This is a genomic window from Natronolimnohabitans sp. A-GB9 (assembly GCF_030848565.1).
GTDB lineage: Archaea > Halobacteriota > Halobacteria > Halobacteriales > Natrialbaceae > Natronolimnohabitans.
Window position 1 is genome coordinate 325,812 of the sequence record NZ_JAVDDV010000001.1, and the last position, 23,643, is coordinate 349,454.

At 64.4% G+C, this 23,643-nt stretch carries 17 protein-coding genes and 1 pseudogene; 7 read left to right on the plus strand and 11 right to left on the minus strand.

What is annotated here, in order from left to right:
- Nucleotides 1–538: 538 nt before the first annotated feature.
- A complete protein-coding gene (locus RBH26_RS01630; RefSeq protein WP_306756122.1) occupies nt 539–3,052 on the plus strand; it encodes a DNA topoisomerase I in 2,514 nt (837 codons plus the stop codon).
- Between the two features lie 199 nt (nt 3,053–3,251).
- Nucleotides 3,252–7,514, plus strand: coding sequence for a sister chromatid cohesion protein PDS5 (locus tag RBH26_RS01635; RefSeq protein ID WP_306756123.1), 4,263 nt, complete (start codon nt 3,252–3,254; stop codon nt 7,512–7,514).
- A 54-nt stretch (nt 7,515–7,568) separates the two neighbouring features.
- Here the strand turns inward: RBH26_RS01635 and RBH26_RS01640 are convergent, their stop codons facing one another.
- The gene (locus tag RBH26_RS01640; RefSeq protein ID WP_306756124.1) at nt 7,569–8,165 is read right to left on the minus strand and encodes a TlpA disulfide reductase family protein; all 597 of its coding nucleotides are present in this window, start codon (nt 8,163–8,165) and stop codon (nt 7,569–7,571) included.
- A gap of 173 nt (nt 8,166–8,338) precedes the next feature.
- On the opposite strand from RBH26_RS01640, the gene RBH26_RS01645 reads away from it, so the two are divergent.
- The gene (locus RBH26_RS01645) at nt 8,339–8,962 is read left to right on the plus strand and encodes a class I SAM-dependent methyltransferase (protein ID WP_306756314.1); all 624 of its coding nucleotides are present in this window, start codon (nt 8,339–8,341) and stop codon (nt 8,960–8,962) included.
- A gap of 321 nt (nt 8,963–9,283) precedes the next feature.
- On the plus strand, nt 9,284–9,499 hold the full coding sequence (locus RBH26_RS01650) for a MarR family transcriptional regulator (protein ID WP_306756125.1): 216 nt from the start codon (nt 9,284–9,286) through the stop codon (nt 9,497–9,499).
- Nucleotides 9,500–9,506: 7 nt separating this feature from the next.
- On the opposite strand, the pseudogene RBH26_RS01655 reads toward RBH26_RS01650, so the two are convergent.
- From RBH26_RS01655 to lrpA1, 4 genes and pseudogenes are all read right to left on the minus strand, one after another.
- A pseudogene (locus RBH26_RS01655) lies at nt 9,507–9,647 on the minus strand (EamA/RhaT family transporter); the annotation flags it as partial.
- A gap of 87 nt (nt 9,648–9,734) precedes the next feature.
- Nucleotides 9,735–10,316 carry a nitrous oxide reductase accessory protein NosL gene (locus RBH26_RS01660; RefSeq protein WP_306756126.1) on the minus strand — a complete coding sequence of 194 codons (582 nt, stop codon included), beginning with the start codon at nt 10,314–10,316 and terminating at the stop codon, nt 9,735–9,737.
- 102 nt (nt 10,317–10,418) lie between these two features.
- Nucleotides 10,419–10,916 carry an SRPBCC family protein gene (locus RBH26_RS01665; protein WP_306756127.1) on the minus strand — a complete coding sequence of 166 codons (498 nt, stop codon included), beginning with the start codon at nt 10,914–10,916 and terminating at the stop codon, nt 10,419–10,421.
- Nucleotides 10,917–10,982: 66 nt separating this feature from the next.
- Complete coding sequence (lrpA1, locus tag RBH26_RS01670) at nt 10,983–11,411, minus strand: HTH-type transcriptional regulator LrpA1 (RefSeq protein WP_306756128.1); 429 nt, start codon at nt 11,409–11,411, stop codon at nt 10,983–10,985.
- A 163-nt stretch (nt 11,412–11,574) separates the two neighbouring features.
- On the opposite strand from lrpA1, the gene RBH26_RS01675 reads away from it, so the two are divergent.
- A complete protein-coding gene (locus RBH26_RS01675; protein WP_306756129.1) occupies nt 11,575–11,898 on the plus strand; it encodes a hypothetical protein in 324 nt (107 codons plus the stop codon).
- Nucleotides 11,899–12,062: 164 nt separating this feature from the next.
- Here RBH26_RS01675 and RBH26_RS01680 read toward each other — a convergent pair whose 3' ends face one another.
- The 3 genes from RBH26_RS01680 to aroC all read right to left on the minus strand — a co-directional run bounded on the left by RBH26_RS01680 (nt 12,063) and on the right by aroC (nt 16,423).
- Nucleotides 12,063–12,998 carry a thiamine pyrophosphate-dependent enzyme gene (locus tag RBH26_RS01680; protein ID WP_306756130.1) on the minus strand — a complete coding sequence of 312 codons (936 nt, stop codon included), beginning with the start codon at nt 12,996–12,998 and terminating at the stop codon, nt 12,063–12,065.
- Between the two features lie 3 nt (nt 12,999–13,001).
- Nucleotides 13,002–14,906 carry a 2-oxoacid:acceptor oxidoreductase subunit alpha gene (locus RBH26_RS01685; protein ID WP_306756131.1) on the minus strand — a complete coding sequence of 635 codons (1,905 nt, stop codon included), beginning with the start codon at nt 14,904–14,906 and terminating at the stop codon, nt 13,002–13,004.
- 314 nt (nt 14,907–15,220) lie between these two features.
- Nucleotides 15,221–16,423, minus strand: a complete 1,203-nt coding sequence (aroC, locus tag RBH26_RS01690) for a chorismate synthase (RefSeq protein WP_306756315.1) — start codon at nt 16,421–16,423, stop codon at nt 15,221–15,223.
- A 307-nt stretch (nt 16,424–16,730) separates the two neighbouring features.
- Here aroC and RBH26_RS01695 point away from each other — a divergent pair, with 307 nt between their 5' ends.
- Nucleotides 16,731–16,970 carry a PRC-barrel domain containing protein gene (locus RBH26_RS01695; protein WP_306756132.1) on the plus strand — a complete coding sequence of 80 codons (240 nt, stop codon included), beginning with the start codon at nt 16,731–16,733 and terminating at the stop codon, nt 16,968–16,970.
- Between the two features lie 177 nt (nt 16,971–17,147).
- Here the strand turns inward: RBH26_RS01695 and RBH26_RS01700 are convergent, their stop codons facing one another.
- Together RBH26_RS01700 and aroA are read right to left on the minus strand one after the other, a co-directional pair.
- Nucleotides 17,148–18,485 carry an alkaline phosphatase family protein gene (locus tag RBH26_RS01700; protein WP_306756134.1) on the minus strand — a complete coding sequence of 446 codons (1,338 nt, stop codon included), beginning with the start codon at nt 18,483–18,485 and terminating at the stop codon, nt 17,148–17,150.
- Nucleotides 18,486–18,527: 42 nt separating this feature from the next.
- Complete coding sequence (gene aroA, locus RBH26_RS01705; protein ID WP_306756135.1) at nt 18,528–19,823, minus strand: 3-phosphoshikimate 1-carboxyvinyltransferase; 1,296 nt, start codon at nt 19,821–19,823, stop codon at nt 18,528–18,530.
- 853 nt (nt 19,824–20,676) lie between these two features.
- Between aroA and RBH26_RS01710 the strand changes: the two genes are divergently transcribed.
- On the plus strand, nt 20,677–21,939 hold the full coding sequence (locus RBH26_RS01710; protein ID WP_306756136.1) for an orc1/cdc6 family replication initiation protein: 1,263 nt from the start codon (nt 20,677–20,679) through the stop codon (nt 21,937–21,939).
- 424 nt (nt 21,940–22,363) lie between these two features.
- Here RBH26_RS01710 and RBH26_RS01715 read toward each other — a convergent pair whose 3' ends face one another.
- A complete protein-coding gene (locus RBH26_RS01715; protein ID WP_306756137.1) occupies nt 22,364–23,512 on the minus strand; it encodes a DUF2092 domain-containing protein in 1,149 nt (382 codons plus the stop codon).
- Nucleotides 23,513–23,643 lie beyond the last annotated feature (131 nt).

A 23,643-nucleotide genomic window follows, 5' to 3' on the forward strand; every position in this document is an offset into this window, starting at 1 on the left:
CCCGCGTTTTTGGTACTTGCATGCACTAATCGTGCACTGTACAACACGAATAATAATGATGTTTTCTGCTCCTATGTGATATGTTAACGTCTATTACAGTCCCAAGACGAAAAACCGAACCGATCAGTTCGCTCGTTTCGTCGGAACGTCCTCCCCTGGTTCTCCGTCGAACTCTCCACGGTACGTGTTCAGTCCGAGCAGACGACTGATACTGCCGGGCAACACGATGCACACACCGAGCGCACTCGAGACGCTGTCGTGTTGCGCGACAGGCGTCGAGACGCGATCGGACGTGTTGACTGTTGTCTGGTAACACGATCGAATCCGCCTACGTTTTACATCTCGAGGACCGTCTCGCTGCCCTTCCTCAACTCACACCTCTCGCACGCGCAAGCGCAATCGCCCGCGAACGCACGCATACCCGCGCTGTCTTCCGGTTTTTGGCGAAAGCGTTATCAAATCCTCAGTCGTAGCGAGCGACGATGCAGACAACTCGCTCCCGGATTCCGGGATCGACCGCTCACGGAGGTGATCCGGCGTGGAACTGATAATCACCGAAAAGGACAACGCCGCGCGCCGGATCGCCGACATCCTGAGCGGCGGCACGTACGACTCGAGTCGTGAGAACGGCGTCAACGTCTACGAGTGGGGAGGGAAGCGTTGTGTGGGGCTGTCGGGACACGTCGTCGGCGTCGACTTCCCCTCGGAGTACTCCGACTGGCGGGACGTCGAACCCGTCGAACTCATCGACGCAGACGTCGAGAAGACGGCGACGAAGGAAAACATCGTCGCGACGCTGCGGATCCTCGCACGCAAGGCCGAACGCGTGACGATCGCGACCGACTACGACCGCGAGGGCGAACTCATCGGAAAGGAGGCCTACGAGATCGTCCGAGATGTCAACGAGGACGTTCCCATCCGCCGCGTTCGGTTCTCCTCGATCACGGAAAACGAGGTCCAGGAGGCGTTCGAGAACCCGGACGACCTCGATTTCGATCTCGCCGCCGCGGGTGAGGCTCGCCAGATCATCGACCTCATTTGGGGTGCCGCGCTCACCCGGTTTCTCTCGCTGTCGGCTGGCCAGCTCGGCGACGATTTCATCTCCGTCGGCCGCGTGCAGTCGCCGACGCTGAAGCTGATCGTGGATCGCGAACGGGAGATCCAGGCGTTCGATCCCGAGACCTACTGGGAGCTCTTTGCGGATCTCCAGAAAAGCGACGGGGCAAGCGATGCCGAACCGCAAGACGACGGCACAAGCTTCGAAGCCCAGTACTTCTACCGCGACGAGGACGACAACGAGGCCGAGCGCGTCTGGGAGGAGCCCGTCGCCGACGAGGTCTACGAGACGCTCGCCAACCGTGACACGGCCACCGTGGTCGACGTCAACCGCCGGACGCGAACTGACACACCGCCGACGCCGTTCAACACGACCCAGTTTATCCGTGCGGCCGGCGCTATCGGCTACTCCGCCAAACGGGCGATGTCGATCGCCGAGGACCTCTACACCGCCGGCTACATCACCTATCCGCGGACCGACAACACCGTCTACCCCGACGACCTCGATCCAGAGGAGTTACTCGACGAGTTCGTCAGTCACTCGACGCTCGGCGACGACGCCGAGAGCCTGCTCGAGGCCGACGAGATCACCCCGACGGAAGGCGACGAGGAGACGACCGACCACCCGCCGATCCACCCGACGGGCGAGATCCCTTCGCGGGGCGACGTCAGCGACGACGAGTGGGAGGTCTTCGAACTCGTCGTTCGCCGATTCTACGCGACGGTCGCCGAAGCAGCCGTCTGGGAACACCTCAAGGTCGTCGCCGAAGTCGACGACTACCGCCTGAAGGCAAACGGCAAGCGGCTCGTCGAACCCGGCTACCACGACGTCTATCCCTATTTCAGCACCAGCGAGAACTACGTTCCCGACGTCGACGAGGGCGAGGAACTCGCGCTCACGGACGTCGACCTCGAAGAGAAAGAGACCCAGCCGCCGCGCAGATACGGCCAGTCGCGGCTCATCGAGACCATGGAGGATCAGGGGCTCGGAACGAAAAGTACGAGACATAATACACTCGAAAAATTATACGACCGGGGCTACATCGAGGGTGATCCGCCACGCCCGACGAAGCTCGCGATGGCCGTCGTCGACGCCGCCGAAGACTACGCCGACCGCGTCGTCAGCGAGGAGATGACCGCCCAACTGGAACAGGACATGGACGCCATCGCCAGCGGCGAGGCCGGCCTCGAGGACGTCACCGACGAATCCCGGGAGATGCTCGAGGAGATCTTCGCCAACCTCGCCGACTCGCGCGAGGAGATCGGCGAGCACCTCCGGAAGTCGCTCAAAGAGGACAAACGCCTCGGTCCCTGTCCGGAGTGTGGCGAAGATCTGCTCGTCCGGCGCAGCCGCCACGGCTCCTACTTCGTCGGCTGTGATGGCTACCCCGACTGTGAGTTTACGCTCCCGTTGCCCTCGACTGGCAAACCGCTGATCATGGAACGCGAGTGTGAGGAACACGGCTTGAACGAGGTCAAGATGCTCGCCGGGCGGCAGACGTTCGTCCACGGCTGTCCGCTCTGTAAGGCCGAAGACGCCGGCGAGGGGCCGATTCTGGGCGACTGTCCCGAATGTAGTGCGGAACACGGCGGCGAACTGGCAGTCAAGACCCTCCAGAGCGGCTCGCGACTGGTCGGCTGTACGCGCTACCCAGACTGTGAGTACTCGCTGCCGCTTCCCCGCCGCGGCGAGATCGAAGTCACCGACGAGTACTGCGAGGAACACGACCTGCCGGAACTCGTGATCCACAGCGGCGACGAGCCCTGGGAACTGGGCTGTCCGATCTGTAACTATCAGGAGTTTCAGGCCCGCGAGTCGGACAGTGGCTCCGACCTCGAGGCACTCGACGGAGTCGGTGCCAAGACAGTCGAGAAGCTCGCCGACGCCGGTATCGAGAGCATCGACGACCTGACCGAGGCCGATCCCGACGCCGTCGCCGAGGACGTCGACGGGGTCAGTGCCGACCGGATCCGAACCTGGCAGGCCAAGGCCTGATCGCGTCGGCGTTTCTCTCGACGTCCGAGCCACGATTCACCACGGCCACCGACCGGCCGGTGGACGACTCGAGACGAGAGCGGCCGGTGTAGGCACGCGTTACGACGCTGTAAGCCGAGGATAGAATTAACCGTGGGCGTCGTCCGTGCGAGCACTGATACGACGTGCGGGGACGCATGCGCGTCGTGAACGGCTCGCTATGAACGAACGAAACGCGCTCTCGACCGACTCGGCGTTCGACGAACAGGGCAACGGGATCGAAGTCACCGTCGGAATCGACCGCCTCGAGGCGTTCCTCTCGGCCGACGATCCGGACGTCAGGGAGTACGCGGCCCGAACGCTCGCGATCGAGGCGGCAAAACGGCCGGACGACGTCCGCTCGGCGGTCGGCGAACTGACCGTCCGCCTCGAGGACGAGCCACGGATCAGCGCTCACGCGACCGCGGCGCTGTCGGCCGTCGCTGCCGCCGCTCCGATGGCGGTACGCGAGTCGGTACCTGCACTGACCGATCGTCTCGAGAACGCCGAAGACGCGTCGGTTCGGGCGGATGCAGCCGATGCGCTCGCCGCGATCGCGGCAGCCGATCCCGACGCCGTCGCCGATTCGACCGTCGTGCTCGGACGGTACGTGACCGACGAGAGCGACCGCGTCCGGACCCGGACGACGGATGCGCTCGCGGCCGTCGCCGAAGCCGACCCCGTGCGGGCGACCGCGGTCGTCGACGAGGTAGCCGTGGCGACCGCCGACGAGTCCGTGGCCGTCAGAGAGAACGCGACGGCGATTCTCGCGGCGATCGCGACGACGTCGCCGAGCGACGTCCTCGACGTCGTCACGCCGCTGGTCGATCGTCTCGGAGACGACGATACGATCCGGAGTCACGCCGCACGAGCGCTCCGGGAAATCGCCCGCGATACACCGTCTCGACTCACCGACGACGTCGAATCGATCACGGCTGGACTCGCCGACGAACGCCAGGAGATCAGAACCGACGTGGCCAATGCTCTCGCGACGGTCGCGAGGACACACCCGGAGTCGGCAAGCGGCGCCGTCGAGGCGCTCGCCAATGGTCTCGACGATGTCGCCGACGTTCGCCGCGAATGTGTCGACGCGTTGCGCGCCGTCGCAGACGTCGTCCCGGCCGCCGTCGTTCCAGCAGTGTCGGCGTTAGTCGAGCGCCTCGAGGACGAACTCGAGGCCGTCCGCGTGGACGCGGCTGCGACGCTCGCCGCCATCGCGATGGAACGCCCGCCCACAGTAACCGACGGTGTCCGGCCGATGGCCCGGCGGCTGGCCGGCGACGAGACGAGCGTTCGAAGTCACGCCGTCACGGCAATCGCTGCCGTCGCCGATTCGCGTCCGGCGGCCGTCGAACCCGTCGTCGCCGATCTCGCCGCGGTCGCCGACGTCGACGACGAGTCGGACCGTTTCGACGCCGTTCGAGCGATCGCCGCCGTCGCCGCGGAGTCACCGACCGCGGTGCGTTCGGTCGTCCCGACCCTGACCGATCGCCTCGAGGATCCCCACGAGCCGGTCCGGTACTGCGCCGTCGACGCCCTGGCTGCAGTTGCTCTCGAGGCACCCGCCGTCGGAACGGACGTCGACGCGCTCGTCGAGCGACTCGAGACCGGCCCGGAGCAACGCTCGGCAAGCGATCGAGCGGGCGACGATAGCAGCGACGAGTGGCACCGGGGATACGCCGCTCGCGAACTCGCCGAGGTCGCACGCTCGGAAGTCGCCGGCGCTCATCCAGCGGTCCGATCGCTCTATCGACGGCTGGACGACGACGAGACCACCGTCCGCCGGGCAGCGACGCGGGACCTCGTGACCGTCGCAGCCGAGCGACCGCTTTCGGCTCGCGAGGCCGTCCCAGCACTCGCCGACCGACTCGACGACGAGGACGAGACGGTCCGAAACAACGCGGCGATCGCCCTCGAGCGAGTCGCGACTGCAGCCCCGGACGAGATCCGGACCGTCGACGTGCTGGTCGCAGTGCTCGAGTCGGTCGGCGACCCCGACGAAACGGTTCGATCGAACGTCCGGGACGGCCTCGCGGCAATCGCACCCGCATCCGGCGGCGACTGCCGGCCGCCGTTCGCGGTGGCCGTCGACGAGACGACGGCGGACGAGCGACGACTCCGGGTCGCCGCCTGTTCGGCCCTCGAGACGCTCGGCCTGGAGACCGACGCCGAGGTCGACGCCGGTATCACAGCTATCCGCGATCGGTTGGTCGATCCCACTCCGAGAGAACGAAACGCCGCACTGAACGCGCTCGAAACGTTCCTCGAGAACGCCGATACCGAACCGTCGCCGGCCGAAGCGATCGCCGAGAGCCTCGCTGCGGGTGATGACGGCGCCGTCGCCCTCGTGATGGCACTCTCCGACGTCGCCCGTGACGAGCCGGAACTCGTCGACGCCGTCACCGACGTGTTGTGCGAGCGCCTGTCGGCGGCGACTGGGGCCGAGCGACGCGCCCTCCTCCGGACGCTGACGACGGTCGTTGCGGCGACCGATCGCGATCCCGTCACGGCCACGCTGCTCGAGCGACTCGACGGGGCGAGCGATCGACGCGCCGTCGCCGCCGACCTCGTGCGGGTAGCAGTGACGTCCCCGGCCGACGTCGCAGCCGAGCGCGAACGCCTGCGAGGACTCCTCGACGACGACGGCGCCGACGCGGGCGTTCGAGGGTACGCTGCGCTCGCACTGGGGACGCTCTCGGTTACGGACCACGACACGGTCTCGACACTTGGCGACGAACTCGAGCGGATCGACGATCGGCTGTTCGACGCGGCGTCGCTGGCGGCCGGCGTCGAGACGCCGTCTCACGTCGACGAGATCAACGGCCAGCTCACGGCGATGGGGAACCGTCTCGAGGACGATCCGTGGGCGGCCGGGCTCGCCGTCCTCGCGCTTTCGGCCCTGGCCGACGAATCGGACGCTCTCCGGCCGACGGGGATCGCGAAACTCTCTCCCGGACTCACCGCCGAGCAGCCGGTCGTTCGGCTCCTCGCCAGCCACGTCCTCGAGCGGATGGCCGACGCCGATCCGGACGGGTTCGAAAAGGCCGTCCCGGAACTGTTCGCGGCGCTCGAGGATCCGGATGCCGACATTCGGGCGGCAGCTGCGGCTGCGCTGGTGTCCTGTGTGGACTCCAGGCATGGGCCGTCGCTTACGGACGCCGACCCTGATCGCGTCTCGATGCTCCGTGACCGACTCGCCGACCCAGACGGCCGCGTCCGTGCGCGAGCGGTCCGAATCCTGGCGGCACTCGAGGCGACCGACGCGTTGCCGACCGTCGAAACGCTCACCGACGATCCCGTTTCGGCCGTCTCGGAGGCAGCCGACGACGCGACGACGCGACTCGAAGCCGCCAGAGAGCGCGACCGAGACGATAGCGACTCCGAAGCCAACGACTGGTCGATGACACGGGTCGGCCCGGCACGGACGGGCCATCTCGTCGCAGGCGAGGCCCTCGGCCGCCGGCCAACCGAGCGCTGGCGCACCGAGGACGCGTTCGCGGACGAGCCGGCGGTCGTCGACGGGGTCGTCTACGCCGGTCGCGACGACGGCACCGTCGTCGCACTGACGACCCCTGACGGCCACGAACGATGGCAGTTCGAGACCGGCAACGTCGACCCGACAACGCCGGCGGTCGTCGACGGAACCGTCTACGTCGGCGGTGACGCGCTCTACGCGATCGACGCCGAAACCGGCGACCGGGCGTGGCGCTACCGGACCAGCGCCCACGTCGAGACCGCGCCGGTCGTCGCCGACGGGACCGTCTACGTCGGGGCCGACGCGCTCTACGCGATCGACGCCGAAACCGGCGACTGCGACTGGACGGCCGCCCTCGAGACCGATCCCCTCGAGCTGGCGGCCGCGGACGGTACGATCTACGTCGTCACCGACGAGCGACTGCTCGCGCTGTCGGCGGCAGACGGGAGCCAGCGCTGGCGTCACGATCTCGAGGCGCCGACGGGTGTGCCGCCGGCAGTCGCCGACGACACGGTGTACGTCCCAGACGGTGCGACGTTGCTTGCGGCCTCGAGCGACGGCTCGAGCCGGTTGCGGTTCGATACGGGCGGCCCAATCGAAACGGCGCCCGCGATCGGAGACGACTCGGTCTACGTCGGCAGTGACGACGGCAGCGTCTACGCCCTCGAGACGGGGACGTTGACCGAGCGCTGGCGCGCCGACGTCGGGTCGCCGACGACGGGGCTCGCCCTCGTCAACAGGGCGTGCTATCTGGGGACCGCCGACGGCGGGCTGCTCTCGCTGGGAACGAGAGACGGCCTGCAGCGCTGGAAACTGCGCCGGGAGTCGACCCAGACAGCGCTGACCATCACCGACGTCGGCCTCTGTACCGTCGACGAAGCGGGCCGGCTCGCGGCCTTTGGCGCCGGTGGCCTCTCGCTGTCGGCGTCGCTTTCGGGTCTGGTCTCGCGACTCGGCGGAGACCCGTAGGTGCCCGGCGAGTCGGGCGACGGTTCGAGCACGAAACCGTCGGTTCGCCCATCGCTACGATCTGCGGTCGTCGTTGCAGTCGGTGTCGGCCTCGAGAACGGCACCCACTTCGTCGACGATCGTCTCGGCCTCGAGGACGCCGAGGTCGCGCCATCGCTTCTCGCCGTCAGGGAAGAGAGCGACCGTGACCGGATAACCGACGACGCCGTAGGCCCCGGCGAGTCCCGAGTCGTAGCCGACGAGGCCGTTCCCGTCGTGGGTCGCCCACCAGTCTCGAAGGTCGGACTCGGGAAGCTGGTGGCGCTCCTGGTAGGTGACCGCGAGAAAGCGGACCGCGTCGCCGCACTCGTCGCGGAGTTGCTCGCGGGCGGTCGCGAGCCGCGGAATCTGGGCCTGGCAGTTGCCACAGCCGGTGACGAAGAACGTGGCCACCGTGACCGTCTCGCCGTCCGGGACGGTGACCGAGCCGGCTTCGCTTCCCCGCGCGTTGATCGTCTCGACGGTGATCGGACCGCTCTCGTCGTCTTCGGTTCCGTCGTCCGGACTCGGCTCGTCGGTGCCAACCGACGGCGGTCCGTACCGGAAGAGCCCACCGGCACCGGCGGGAACACCGACACTACCGACGCCCGCGACGATCTCGCGCCGGTTCACGACGCTTTCCCTCCCGGAGCGCTCGATCCGGTTTCGGTCCCGTATCGGTGGCGGTTCCGTCGCCTCGAGGCCCCTCGCATACGAGATCGTACGGTCTCATCCGGGAAGGATTCAGGGATCAGTCGGAAACGGTGAACACCACCTCCAAGTACATCGTCTCCGTCTACCCGGCCATGGCCGAGGAGCGCGAGCGATGGAACGAGCGGTACAGCGGCGTCGACTTCGACGTTCCAGACGATCCGATCCCCGAACTCGAGCGGCGGCTCTCGACGCTGCCGGATGGCAAGGCGTTGGACATCGCAACCGGCACCGGGCGGAACGCACTCTTCCTCGCCGCGAACGGGTACGACGTCGACGCGATCGACGTCTCAGACGTCGCGATCGAGACGGCGCGAGAGCGGGCCGCGGAACGCGGCGTCGACGTGAACTGGCACCGGGCGGATCTGGCCGACGTCGACCTCGCAGCCGGCGAGTACGACGTGATCACCGTCGGTTTTTTCGCGGCACTCGAGCATCTCCCGGCGATCAAGGAGGCTCTGGCGCCAGATGGCGTCCTCGTCTACGAACACCACCTGCGCTCGAGCGATCCCGTCGAGGTCGGCCCCTCGAGCGAACGCTACCGATACCGGTCGAACGATCTCTTGCGGGCGTGTCTCGACCTGACGATCCTCGCTTACGAGGAGCGACGGCGACCGGTCGCCGGCGGCACCGCCGCGGTCGCGACGCTCGTGGCCCGCAACTCGAGTGGCGGCACCCAGTCGTATCCGAAACTGATACTGTCGGACAGCAGTCAGTGAGCCGTCGATCGCGAACGCGCGGCCGTCACCGTCAGGACGGCCGCAGTCGCGCGACCGATCGTCGACTCGTGCTGTCCAACAGTATGAGCAGGTGACGGCGCGAAGTGGGCGTCTCGAAACGGTCTCCGCTGTCGAACCGCTCGGTCGCTCGCCGAAATACTGTCGGACAGAACGAGTGTGTGGAGTCGCCGTTTCCATCCGACGAATTCGCTTCAGCGACTGCTGTCTGATAGTCTCTTCCGTCAACGCCGGCGACTGTCTTTCGAGTCGATAGCTGGGGGAACAACTATGGCAGGTTTTGCCGTGGATGTCACACACACGATGACAAACTGCTCGACCCGGGGACTACTGTGCGTTCTCGACGAGCGGGGGCCAGCGGAGGTGACGGCGCTCGCGGAGTGCCTCGAGGTCCACCCGGTGACGGTGACCAAGGAGTGTTACGACCTCCAGTCCGACGGCCACATTCGCCAGATCTCGGGCGGCGTCTACAACATCACCGACGAGGGCGAGGAGTACCTTCGAACGCTCTCGGAGTGACGGAGAGTTACGACGAGTCGGACGACGGCCCGCGGCGTCGCTCCCGCTCGACCGTCGTGACGTAGATTCCGACGAGAACGACCAGTCCGCCGATCACCGTGATGGCGTCGGGGACCTCCGCGAGCAACACGAGCGCGAGCAACGTCGCCCATCCGTGGCCGGTTCCAAACGGCTTCCGGAACACGGTCGGTGAGTCGCCGACCGACTCGTAGCGCCGATCAGAGACGAGAATCAGTCAGATACGGTTCTCCCGATAGATCGACGCGGCATCGTAATCGATCTCGTCGAACTCGATGATATCGTCCTCGGTCAGTTCTTCTGGCTCCCACCCCTCGACGAACTCGAGGGCGTCGTCCTCGTCGGCGAACGTCCGCGGGTTGATCGTCATCGGGTCGTCGATCGTCGTCGAGTCAGTGATGAGGACGAAGTGTGCGTCGGTGGCGTCGACGAGATCCCCCGTTCCGGAGTCGACCGCCCAGGCGCCGGCGACGTCCGAGTCGGCCGTGTTCGCGACGAGGTAGGCGAACAGACAGCCCGTGGTATCGAAGACAGCACCCTCCCCGTTCTCGTGGGCGAGCTGTGCGTACCACTGCGAGTAGTTAGACGGCGTCATCGCACAGACCGGACAGCTCTGGTCGTCCGTAAACTCGATCGGTTCGTCGCCGGGGTGGTCCTCGACGTTCGGGTCGTACGCCTGTGCCCCGTTATCGCCACCGTCGTCGTCACTGGCGCAGCCGGCGACGGCGACCACCGCACCCGTCCCGAGCAGCCCCAACAGCTCCCGGCGGTCGAGCGCTCGGACGTCGTGTCCACACATACGCGCTAGTACCGATCCAACCGGCAAAACGACCCTGGTTCGATCGTTGATACGGACGGTGGTCCGTACGAAGCGTTCGCGAGTCGGCGATCGACGACACAGTCACTCGAGTCTGGCCTTCGTCCGCCGGTGGCGGGCCCGAAACATCGCCTCGAGGCCGACCGTCGAAAGCGGTGTCGCCGCGCCGACGAGCCGCCCGATGCCGGCGACGTCGCTGCCGGGGAGGTCATAGTCGACGTGATCTCGGAGGACCGTCCGGTCGCCGTTGGCGTAGAACGCGTGGGTGTGGACCCACCGCTCGAACGGCCCGTGGAGCATCTCGTCGCGAAAGAACGCGGCTCCATCGGTTCGTTCTCGTGCGGTGATCCGCGACGTCGTGTACTGTGGCGGGCCGATCCCGAACGGGCGGATCGACAGCGCGACCTCACTACCGGCCACGAGCCGGTCCGGATCCGTCTCGCCGGCGGGTCCGATCACCGACTCGACGCGCAACCCCATCCAGCCGGGGGTAACGGCTTCCAGTCCCTCGATTTGCGAATAGAACTGCCAGACGTCGGCAAGCGGTGCGTCGATCGTCGTCCGACGCTCGTAGACGGACATCGAACGGTCATACACCGTCGACCGTGAAAACGAGACGGCCAAACGACACCAAAACTGCGCGACGGATTACTTCAGGCGTTCCTGCAGAAACGACGGGTGGGCAGCAGTGACACCCTCGATCTCGAGTAGTTTCTCGGAGATGATATCACCCAGCGCGTCGCCGTCCTCGGCGCGGACCTCGGCCATCAGCATGTGGTCTCCACTCGAGCTATACAGCGCCTCGATCTCCGCGAGATCTTTCAATGCCTTCGTCGCCTCGACGTAGCGTTCGCTGGCCACGTCGATCCCAACCATCGCGATGGTCTGACTCGAGAGCTTCTTCGGATCGATGTCGGCCGAGTAGCCGACGATGACCCCCTCGTCCTCGAGTTGGTTGATATACTTTCGCACGGTCGGTTTCGAGACGTTCGCCCTGTCGGCGATTTCGGCGTAGGACGCCTGGGCATCCTCTTCGAGCACCTCGAGGATGCGATCTTCCGTCGCCTGTGTACTCATAGTAGTAGGTTTTGCTCCGACAGGAAAATATCTTTTGTATACGAAAACGTCGGATTACCTGAATCATTGTTCGACTACGTGAAAGCAATATTTGCGGAAACGCCCGAGACCGTTCCCGCAAATGATCGTCGGATTTATTCATGCGCCCCGCCGACACCCGCCGATGGTCGACGCCAACGTGTTTCTGGGTCTGTTCTGGATCTTCTGTGGGCTCATCATCCTTGCCCCGGCTGTCCTGATCGCGTTTCGCGGCCGAGCGGATCTCCACGTCCACTACGACGACGACGTAGATCCCGAGTACGTCTCGCGCCGGGCCGGCGCGACGGCACTCCTCATGGGCATCTTGGTCGTCGGTTACGGTGTCCACCAGCTGTTGTACGGCTTCTCCCCGACGGCGTTTGGTGGCCTCATCGTCGCACTGGTCGTGCTGAGCCAACTGACGAAACGGTTCGCACAGGGGTGGGGGTACAGCGGGGCGGACGACTGATTCATGGAGTAACCGCTTCGACTACCGATCTCGAATCACCAGGCGCTGGCACTCGCGTGTCCGGACTCGAGGGGCTCACGTATCTGGACTCGAAACGTCTACGCACCACTCGAGGGAGGTGACCTGGACTGGTCGAAAAAACGGTGGTTGGACTGTCGGTTCGGTTACTTGTGTCGGTCGAGCAGGTCGTAGCTACGCTCCCACTCGGCGTCGTCGTCGAAGTACCGCTCGGCGAGCGGTTCGTCGGGCATCTCGCCGACGGCTGCCTTCTCTTCGGTGTAAGACGGTCGGTCCTCGTCGACGTAGTACCGTCCCGTCAGGACGGTGCCCTCGTTGAGGACGTCCTCGGTCTCGCGCATCATCTCGGCGGCCTCGCCCCGGTCCGTGTGGTCGAAGTCGTAATCGTCGGACTCCTGGACGTCGATGTAGGGGACGTACTGGCGTGCGTCCTTGTTCCAGGTCGGACACTGGGTCAGGAAGTCGACGTGGGCGAAGCCGTCGTGTTCGATGGCTTCCTTGATGATCTCCTTGGCCTGGTTGGGGTTGACCGCAGCGGTACGGGCGATGTAGCTCGCACCGGCGTTCAGCGACGTCGACAGCGGTCGCAGCGGCGTCTTCGCGCTGCCGGATGGCTGGGTCTTGGACTTGTGACCCTTCGGGCTCGTCGGGGAGGTCTGACCCTTCGTCAGCCCGAAGATCTCGTTGTTGAACACGATGTAGGTCATGTCGTGGTTCTCCCGGGCCGTGTGGATGAAGTGGTTGCCACCGATCCCGTAGCCGTCACCGTCTCCGCCAGCGGCGATGACCTCGAGTTCGGGGTTGGCGAGTTTGGCGGCACGGGCCACGGGCAGCGAACGACCGTGGATCGTGTGGAAACCGTACGTGTCCAGATAGCTGTTCAGCTTGCCGGAACAACCGATCCCGGTGACCGTCAGGACCTCCTCAGGGTTTTTCCCGACCTCAGGGAGGGCCTGTTTCAGCGACTTCAGGACGCCGAAGTCGCCACAGCCCGGACACCAGGTCGGCTGCGGTTCGACACCAGGGGTAAACTCGTCCCGGTCGATCTCCCGTTCCTCACCGATTGCGTTGAATGCACTCATTGTTCAGTCACCTGCAGCGGGTTCGATTCGTACCTGTGCGGTTGGCTGGCGGTCCTCGTCGGCCAGGTTGACCTCGTAGCCCTCGACGATCTCGGCGGGCTCGAAGGGGTTGCCGTTGAACTTCAGCAGGCTGGTCATCTTGTCGCCAAACCGGCCCAGCTCCTTCTGGATCAGTCCGCGGAACTGTGCGGTGGCGTTCATCTCGACGACCATCGCCTCGTCGACGCTCTCTAGGAACTCCGTCACTTCCTTCTCGGCAAACGGCATCATATCCGAGACGCTGAGTCCTTTGACCGAGTGACCGTTCTCGTTCAGGCGCTCGATGGCCTCCTCGACGGCACCCTGGGAGGAGCCCCACGTGATGATGCCGTACTCGGCATCCTCCTCGCCGAAGTAGGTCTGCGTGGAGTCGCGTTCCTCGTCGAGTTCCTCACGGATCGCCTCGAGTTTCTCGAGGCGCCGTTCCATCTGAGCGACGCGGTTGTCGGGGTCTTCGCTGATGTGCCCGACCGGCGAGTGCTCGTTGCCGGTCGCGAGATAGCGCCCGCCCTTCTGGCCGGGGATCGAGCGCTTTGCGACGCCGTCTTCGGCGGTCTCGTAGTTGAACCGTTTGAACTTCCCGGAGGCGTCGTGGGCGGCCTCTTTCAGTTCCTCCTCGGTCATCGTCGAACCCAGGTCCGGCGACGGTTCGCGGTCGAAAAAGTCGACGTCGACGTTTTTGTTCTCACCGGAGAGCTTCTGGTCGTAGATGACGATCGCCGGGATCTGGTAGTCCCAGGCGATGTCGAAGGCCAGACGCGTCTGCTCGTAGGCCTCCTCGATGGTACCCGGCGCGAAGACGACACGCTGGGAGTCGCCCTGGCTCGTATAGAGGACGTGTTCCAGGTCGGCCTGTTCGGGCTTGGTCGGCATCCCCGTCGAGGGGCCAGCACGCATCGACTCGACGAGCACGACCGGCGTCTCGGTCATCTCGGCGAGTCCGAGCGGTTCGCTCATCAGCGCGAAGCCACCGCCGGAGGAACCGGACATGGCCTTGACGCCAGCGTGGCTGGCACCCACCGCGAGCGCGGCCGCGGCGATCTCGTCTTCGACCTGTTCGGAGACGCCACCCATATCGGGGAAGTTCTGGCTGAGGATCGTAAAGACGTCCGTCCACGGCGTCATCGGGTAGCCGGCGATAAAGCGACAGCCGGCGTCGATCGCGCCGTAGGCGATCGCGTTCGATCCGGACAGAAGCGCCTGTTCGTTCTCGTGTTCGCCCTCGGGTGCACGCAGCTCGTGTTCGAAGTCGTACTCCTCGGAGACCGTATCGTAGGCCTCGTGGAGGATCTCGATGTTGGCCTCGAGGATGTCCCCGCCCATGGCGTCGGCCATCAGGTCCTTGATGTGCTCGAGTTCCATGTCGAGCAACGCCGCCGTGGCACCTACGCCGGCGGTGTTGCGCATGACTTCGCGGCCGTGTTCTTTCGCGAGGCCGCGGAGGTCCATCGGATAGACGTGCCACCCGTTCTCCTCGGCGCGTTCGTGGAGGTCGATCTCTTCGACGTCCTCCTCGCTGATCAGACCCTCGTCGTAGATGATAACCCCGCCTTCGCGAAGGTCGTCTAGGTTCTCCGACAGCGGCTTGATCTCCTCGTTACCGTAGTAGGCCTCCTCCTGTGGGTTGCGGGCGAACGAGTCGCCAAGCGCCAGCAGGAAGTTGTAGCCGTCACCACGGGACTGTACTTCGTGTTCTGCGGCTCGGATCTCGACGTACGTGTGGCCGCCGCGGATCCGCGACGGATAGTGTCGATGGGTAAACACGTTGAGCCCCGAGCGCATCAGTGCCTTCGCGAAGTTCTGGCTCGTCGAGTCGATCCCGTCACCGGAACCGCCTGCGATTCGCCAGATGAGTTCGTCGTCGCTCATAGGTAAATCAGTGGCCAGTGGCCAACCGTACCTCGATTTCGCCCTATGTGAACTAAAGCCTTTGCTATATATTGCCATATATCGATCGTTAAGAATGAACAACCACACAATATATGGGATGAAAGACCATGATCATCCATCGGTATTGGCAATCGGGTTTGTATTTGTGACGATGCGGTCAGTGTTCGTGAAGGGAGATATCCGGAGTATTGCACGAACGAGAATCGGGATGTCCGGATATCTGTGGCGACGGGACAACAAACGCCAACCCGTACCGTGCTACTCGAGAAATCGGAAACCGCAGCGCCGACGCGCTACTCGTTGCGCGGGTTACTCGGGTGGTAGTCAGTGTCGTACTCGCCGGGCTGATCGTCGACGCGGTCGGGATTGATCCGTCCCGACAGCAGCATGAAGTCGACTAGCGTCAGTGCGAGCATCGCCTCGACGACGGGAACGCCACGAGGCGGCAAGACGGGGTCGTGGCGGCCGATGACTTTCTCCTCTTTCAGTTCGCCTGTCTCCCAGTCGGCGGTCTGCTGGCTCTTCGGGATCGACGTCGGCGCGTGCAGCGTGACTTCGCCATAGATCGGCTCACCACTCGAGATCCCCCCCTGAATGCCGCCGTGGTCGTTCTCGACCGGCGTCGGATTGCCCCACGTTCGCGGCTCGTCGCCGCTCTCGTCGTCCGAGGCGCGGTGCGCCTCGCTATCGTCGAACTCCCAGTCGTCGTTGCGCTCTTTACCCGTCCATTCGCGGGCTTCGCGCCCGAGGCCGAACTCGAAGGCCGTCGTCGCCGGAATCGCCATCATCGCCTGGCCCAGCCGCGCAGAGAGCGAATCGAAACGGGGCGCACCGAGCCCGACAGGGACACCCTGCGCCTCGAACTCGATGCTGCCGCCGATCGAGTCGCCTTCCTCCTGGTACTCCTCGATCAGCTCCTGCATCTCCTCGGCCGTCTCGGGGTGAGCACACCGGACGTCGTTTTCCTCACTGTGCTCGAGCATCTCCTCGAAGCTCACCTCCGGTGCCTCGACGTCGCCGATGGAGTTGACGTGGGCCTTGAGTTCGATTCCCTCTCGTGCGAGTAGTTTCTTCGCGATGGCGCCCGCAGCGACCCAGTTGACCGTCTCGCGGGCCGACGAGCGACCGCCGCCGCCCCAGTTTCGCGTGCCGAACTTCGCCGAGTAGGTGAAGTCACCGTGGCTGGGCCGCGGTGCGGTGATGAATGGCTCGTACTTGCCCGAGCGGGCGTCTTTGTTCTGGATGACCAGCCCGATCGGCGTCCCGGTCGTGTAGCCGTCCTGGATGCCCGACTTGATCGAGACGTCGTCGGGTTCGCCGCGGCTGGTCGTGATCATCGACTGGCCCGGCTTGCGCCGATCTAGGTCCTCCTGAATGTCCTCCTCCGAGAGCTCGAGGCCGGCGGGACAGCCCGAGATGGTACAGCCCATCGCCTCGCCGTGGCTCTCACCGAACGTGGTCACCTGGAAGAGGCGACCGAAACGGTTGCCGTTCATTACGGGTTCCTCGGAGACGGGGACACTTAGCGGTGCAGGATTCTTCGACGGGACGAGCAGCGATCGCCGCTCGACGGTGATCAACGCTTGGGTCCCGTTCGTCGCTTGCGGGTCGAGTCCTGCTCGGACATCGTCGGTCACTTCCTCTCGTACTACTCGTTTGGAACTCGAAATCCACGTACAGGCAAGCAGTTACCGACGTCTTTTTCGTCTAATCCGATAAGTGTCAAAATTAGAATGATAAGTGTGGAGATTGCCGGCACATGTAGGTGATACGTCTATTTTGTTGGTCAGTAGCGGTCACTGTATGTGTGCTACGTTCACAGAAGACGACGAAGGGAAACGAGTTGTCGACGCAGACGGAGAAACGGTCGGGATCATCGAGTCAGTCGAAGCGGGAACTCCCCACGTTGCTCCTGATCCAGGAGTGACAGATACGATCAAATCAAAGCTTGGGTGGGGAGAGGCTGACGATGAAACCTACAGACTCGACGAGAATAATGTAGAGTCGGTTACAGGCGATGAAGTGCGCATAGAGCGATTCTAGAGGCCAGTTCGCGCGGTCAGTGCTACCGTGAACTCTCAGCTGGCCGCGAAACCGAATTTTCCGTGGTTCATACTGTCGGACGGCAATCAGTGAACAGTCGGTCGTGACATCGCGGCCGTCACCCTCGGGGCGGTCACAATCGCGCGACAGATCGCCGACTCGTGCTGTCCGACAGTATCAGTTGCGACTCGAGTGACACAGCGATGCGAGATCGCTCGCCGCAAACGGCACCAGCATCTCGTCGGGATGGAGCCCACCGTGGACGCCGACCAACTCGAGGTGGTCCCGGTCGCTGCCGAACCAGACCGAGCGGTCGCGGTGACAGACCACGAGGTCACCCAGTCGCCGCCGAAACGTCTCGCTTGTGGGACCGTCACCGAAGAGACCACGCTCGAGGGCGTCTTCACGGGTGAAGATTCTGGCCTCGAGCTGCTCTTCGAGGATCGCCTGCACGCGATCGCGGGTCCGGTCGGGGTCACGCAGGTGGAGGTGGAGGTTCCGTGGACTCCCGGCGTACCGAACCGGCTCGCCCGTGGCGTGGCGCTCGAGGCGGGCCATAACCCCATCGTAGCGCTCGAGATCGACGTTTCGATCGGGATCGGTGTCGACGTGGCCGTGGTCGGCGGTGACGACGACGAGCGTCTCACCGGCGTCGGTGTCGTTACGGTCGAGCCGCGAGAGGGCGCGCTCGAGCGTGTCGAACGTCGTCGCGACGGTCTCTCGGTAAGCCGTGCTGTCGGTCCCGGAGGCGTGGGCGGCGGCGTCGATCTGGGGGAGATACGCAAACAGGGAAGCGGGATCGTCGGCGGCCGCGAACGCGTCCTCGAGTGCGTCGCCGAACCCCTCGATCACGTGATCGCGACGCGACTCGTGTTGGTGGTCACGATCGGAGAGCGAACCGGTATCGTCCGTGTTCTGGACGTCGCGGTTCCACTGGTAGGAGTGGGCCACCGCACCGTCGTAGGTGTCGGCAAACGGGACGACGTGATGGGAGTCGATACCGGCGTCGGCGAGGGCGGGATAGATCGGCTCCCCCTCGAAGACCGCCTGTAGTTCGGGATCGACCGACTCGTCGCCGGCCTTGACCTCGCCCGTGAACGCCTCGTAGGAGGCGTCGGCAACCGGGTCGTAGATGTCCCAGCCGATGGCGCCGTGGGACGCGGGAAGGCGGCCGGTGTGGAAGGTCGTCATCGCCGCCGCCGTCTCGGAGGGATAGGTCGCAGTCAGCGGCGAGACGGTCCCTTCGGACTCGAGTCGCTCGAGCAGCGGGTGACTGTGGCGCTTCCAGAACTCGAGGCCGAAGCCGTCGACCACGACGACGAGCACCCGATCGTAGACGTCACCGACGCCCTCGAGGACGTCGTCGGGCAGCGGCCGTCGAGCGACGCCGTCCGCGCCGAGTACCGAGGCGACTGTGTCCGGAACGCCGGCGAAACAGTAGCCGTCGTAGTCGGGAAACAGGTAGCCGTTCTCGGTTTGCCGATCGCGGAGGCGGCGCTCGAGATCGGTGCGCATGGCGTGACCTACGACGCGGAGCGGATAAGAATCGAGGGTTCGCTATCGGCGCTCGAGTGAGACACCGAGGTCTTCGAGCAACCCGAAGAAGCCGGGGAAGGAGACGTCGACGTGGTCGGCGCCCTCGATGATCGTCTCGCCGTCGGCGACCAGTCCGGCGAGTGCAAGCGCCATGATGATCCGGTGGTCGCCACGACCGGAGACGGTCGCCCCCTCGAGGGTCGATTCGCCGCCGTGGATCGTCAGCGAGTCGTGTTCCTCGGTCGTCACGACGCCCAGCTTCCCGAGTTCGTCGGCCATCGCGCTCACGCGGTCGGTCTCCTTGTAACGGACGTGCTCGGCGTCGGTGATGTGGGTGTCGCCGTCGGCGACGGCCCCGAGCGTCGCGATCGTCGGCAGCAGGTCCGGCGTGTCCTCGACGCCGACCTCGATACCCGTAAGCGGGGCGCTCGAGACGTCGATCACGCCCGCCTCGCGGTCCCACTCGACGTCGGCGCCCATCCGGTCGACGATGTCGACGATGGCGGTGTCGCCCTGTGCGCTCGGGTTGGCGCCTTCGATTCGGACGCCCTCGTCGTTATCGCCCGCGATGGCGCCCGCCGCCAGCGGGTAGGAGATCGACGAGAAGTCACCCGGAACCGCGTACTCGCCACCTGCAGGGGCGTAGGACTGGCCGCCGTCGACCGCGAAGCCGGCGTCCGTTTTGCGAGCCTCGACGCCGAAGTCCTCGAGCACCTCGAGAGTGATGTCGACGTACGGTGCCGACTTGAGGTCGGTCTCGAGGTCGATCTCGATCCCCTCGTCGGTGACGGCACCGGCCATCAACAGGGCGGTGATATACTGTGAGGAGACGTCGCCCGGAATCGAGACCTCACCGCCCGAGATCGGGCCGGTGACGACCAGCGGCGCCTGGCCGTTCCGCCGGGTGCTGTATGCTTCCCCACCGAGGTCCGAGACGGCCTCGAGCAACGGTCCCTGGGGTCGCGAGCGCAGCGACTCGTCGCCGGTGAGAACCGAGGTGCCGTCGGCGAGTGCGGCCGCCGCGGTGACGAGACGCATCGTCGTCCCGCTGTTCTCGCAGTTGATGACGTCGGCCGGGACCGCGGGTCGTCCGTCGAAGCCGTCGATCTCGAGGGTCCCGTCGTCGGCGCGCTCGACGTCGCCGCTAAAGCGCTCGACAGCGCCGGCGGTCGCCTGTGTGTCCGCACTCCAGAGTGCGTCGCGGACGGTCGCTCGATCGGCGTAGCCCGCCGCGAGGATCGCTCGGTGGGTGTAGCTCTTCGACGGAGGTGCCCGTGCCGTCCCCTCGACGCTCGAGGGCGTGATACTGACGTTCATGATCGTCCTGTGTACTGGCCCCGTCTTACCGATACCGATACCGCTGTCCTGTTTTGGGCGGAGACGGCGGTTCGGACTCGAGTTCGCGCGGTAGCTCGTCGGCCGTCGCGCGGTAACTAGCCGGCTCGGGTCGACTCGGCTGTCTCGATCGACTGCCGTTTCGAGTACGGTCCCCCACACCCCGGGTGTCGAGTGTAGATGCCTGAAAGAGTGGGTGAGAGCTTCAGTATCGCGAGATCATGAACAGGCGGCGGTTTCGTGTGATATCACCATTGAACGGAGCTATTGATATCAGAAAGGTTTATTTACACCAAATAGAAACCAAACCCGTAGTGGATCTTTAGCTAGAACTAGAGTCAGCTAATACGTTAGCCCCATTATGTTGGACGCTAACACATTAGCTCGTCTCGTTCCTGAATTACCCATTTCGGTCTCTGGGTCTCTCATTTCGATCCCTGGGTCTCTCACGTTCGAGGACACGTTTCCCTGAGCGTTCGGAAGAAGCGAAAACGAGGCTACATATGCAATCCTAATGGGGCATCTCAGGAACCATACCGTCCGCTATCTGGAATCTACACTCGACACCCGGGGTGTGGGCCCCGTCGTTCGCCCCGCCCTCCCCAGCGGTCCGATTTCACTCGACACCTGGGGTGTGGGGCCTCGAGGAGACGACGATTCGAAAACGGAAGTCGGCACCCCAGTTGCTCTCGAGTTTCACTCGACGGCTGGACTCGTTCACCGCTCACATCCGTGGTGTAGAGACTCTGTATGGCACTATTATCGGCAGTTACACACGACTCCCGGTGTCCGTCGACCACTAGTCTTCATATGTGAACGTTCGCTTTCGGTGTATATGGGAAACGACTCCGAACGCGAAAACGGGTCGCTGGACGACTTCTGGGGGTCGGAGGATCCGATATTCGATCGCAAGGAACTGCTCGATATCGACCTCGTCCCGACCGAGGACCGGATCATCGGCCGCGATAGCGAAATCGAGAGCGTCGCCTCGAGCATCCATCCCGCTGTGAAAGGCCAGTCGCCCCGGAACACGCTCATCTACGGGAAGACCGGGACCGGCAAATCGCTCGTCGCGAAACACGTCACCCGAAGCGCACAGAACTACTCGCTGGACAACGGGACGAAGATGGGGCGGGCCTACATCGACTGTACTCAGACGAAGACCGAAACCCGCGTCGTGATCAACCTGGCTCGAGCACTGAACGAACCCGAGGAGACGGGGATCAGCATTCCGGTCACCGGACTCTCGACGGACGTCTACTACGAACGGTTCTGGTCGATCCTCGACCAGCTCTACGACGTCGCGATCATCATCCTCGACGAGATCGACAAGCTCCAGAACAACGAGATCCTCATGCAACTCTCCCGGGCGGGCGAAGCCGGGAAGTTGGATTCGTGTAAGGTCGGGATCATCGCGATCAGTAACAAGATCTCGTTCAAGGAGTCGCTCGACGAGCGGATACTGAGTAGCTTACAGGACCGTGAGTTCGTGTTCCCGCCCTACGATGCGAACCAACTCCGCGAGATCATGTACAACCGGGAGGACGCGTTCAAAGACGGCGTCCTCTCGGATGACGTGATTCCACTGAGTGCCGCCTTCGCCGCCCAGGAACACGGTGACGCACGGAAGGCGCTGGATATTCTCCGAAACGCCGGCGAACTGGCCAAAGACGAGGGCGCACAGCGAGTGGTCGAAGACCACGTCCGTAACGCGCGGGAGAAAGCGAACATCGACCGATTCTCACAGCTCCTCGAGGGGCAGCCGACGCAGATCAAAGCGACCGTCTATGCGCTGTCCGTCCTCGCGGATCGACACAGCGACCGTGAGGAGTTCGCGACGCGGGAGATCTACGAGATGTACAAGACCATCACCGCGGATAGCGCACTCGGGATCGAGACGCTCTCACAGCGCCGAATGAGCGACAAACTCGACGAACAGGTGTTCCTCGATATCCTTGGTCGGGTCGAACGCGTCGGACGGGGGTACGGAAGCGGCGTGACGAACTACTACTACCTGTTAGAAGACCCGTCGGTCGTCCAGGCCGTGATCCACGACGACAGTCGGTTTTCGGAACTCGAGAAGCACCGGTCGGAGTGAAACACCGATCGGAGTGATTACGTTCGCACCTCCACTGAGCAGTCGGATTTCACTCGACACCTGGGGTGTCCGCGTACACTCGACCGTTCGTACGACAGAGGAGTTCGCTCGATGATCCGCGTGGCCATCTGCTACTCAGCCACCATCCATAGCGTCCGCTCTCACTCCCACTCCCGTCCGCTCCCACTTTGATGATGAGAATACATTTCATTCGACAGCCGGGGTGTCCAGTTCACATTCGAACTCGAGACGCCGTCTATCGCACGAAATCGCGATGTTTCACTCGACAGCCGGGGTGAGGGAGACCACGTCGATTTCACTCGACACGTGGGGTGGGAACAACCGACAATTTCATTCGACACCTGGGGTCGGGCCCGCGAACGTTTTCACTCGACACCTGGGGTGGCACAACGGTGGCGAGCGGTCACGGACAGCCGACCGAGGCCGCGATCTCACGTAGCGGATCGTCGTCGACGAGACTCGAGACCTCGTAGTTTAGCTCGCCGCAGTCCCAGAAGATACTCTGTATGCCCCCATCGCGGGAGTAGGCCGTCCGGCCGTCGAGTTCGATCTCCTCGAGGGCGTCCGGGCTGAACCGTCGTTCCTCCCGGACGGCCACGTAGAGTTCGCGGGCGACCACGTCTGGATCGTCGTACCACAGTTTCGTCGTCGTTCCGAACGACGGGTCCTTCTCGACGACGATTACCCGGTCGAGGGTGTACGCTTCCGGAACGTCGGGATCGGGGAGATCGTACGGCGTGATTTCGGCGGCGTTCGTCGGCGACTCGAAGATCCCGTCGGGTTCGGGACCGTCGGTGACGACGGTGGCGTCGTCGGGCGGTTCGTACGTAAACGTCCCGGCCTCGAGCCCTTCGTCGATCGCGAGATCCGTGTACGTAACGGCGGTCTCGTGGCGGACGTCTCCGTCCTCGCTCACCGTATACTGCTCTTTGACGGGATATCGGTACTCGTCGTCGATCCAGACGGTCCGGGAGACCTCGAGTTCTTCGAGGTCGCCCACCGCGGCCAGCGGGATCACGTACGTCGTATCTCCGACGACGAGATCGACCGTGGGACCGACGTCGTCGACCGGCGGCCGCGTCTCGAGGACGTGGGTCTCGCGGCCATCGACGGTCGCCGTCCGCTCGTATGCCACTCGGTGGTCCTCGAGCAGCGCCTCGAGGACGCGCAGCGTTCGGTCGTCGTCGACTTTGGTCGGGTGATAGCGCTTGTCGACGGTCTCCGTCGTCGGGTTGTACTCCCAGGTTTCCGCCCGGTTCGTGACGGTGACCGAACCGGACGGGACGGCGGGGTCGGTCGACTCGACGACCTCGATACGCTGTTCGGACGGTGGCCGTCGTGCGATACGTTCCGTGCGTTCGACTTCGCCGTCGGGGGTCACGACCGTGACCGCCCGACGACCAGCGAGATCCGACATTCCCCGGCGTGTCTCGATCGCATCCTGGAGGAGGTCCTCGCTCGAGGGATCGTCGTCGCCGTCGTCGTCGGTGTAACTGACACAGCCGGCTAGTACGACCCCCGATCCGACCGCCAGGTACCGTCGCCGGTTCATACTCGCGTGACAGCTATTGAAATTTATAAATCTATGGATGACCTTCTCGCAAAGGATAGAAGACTGTCCGTAGACCGACGGGAATCTCGAGTCACGATCGGCTGCCGAGAACACGAGGCAGAGACCGGCTG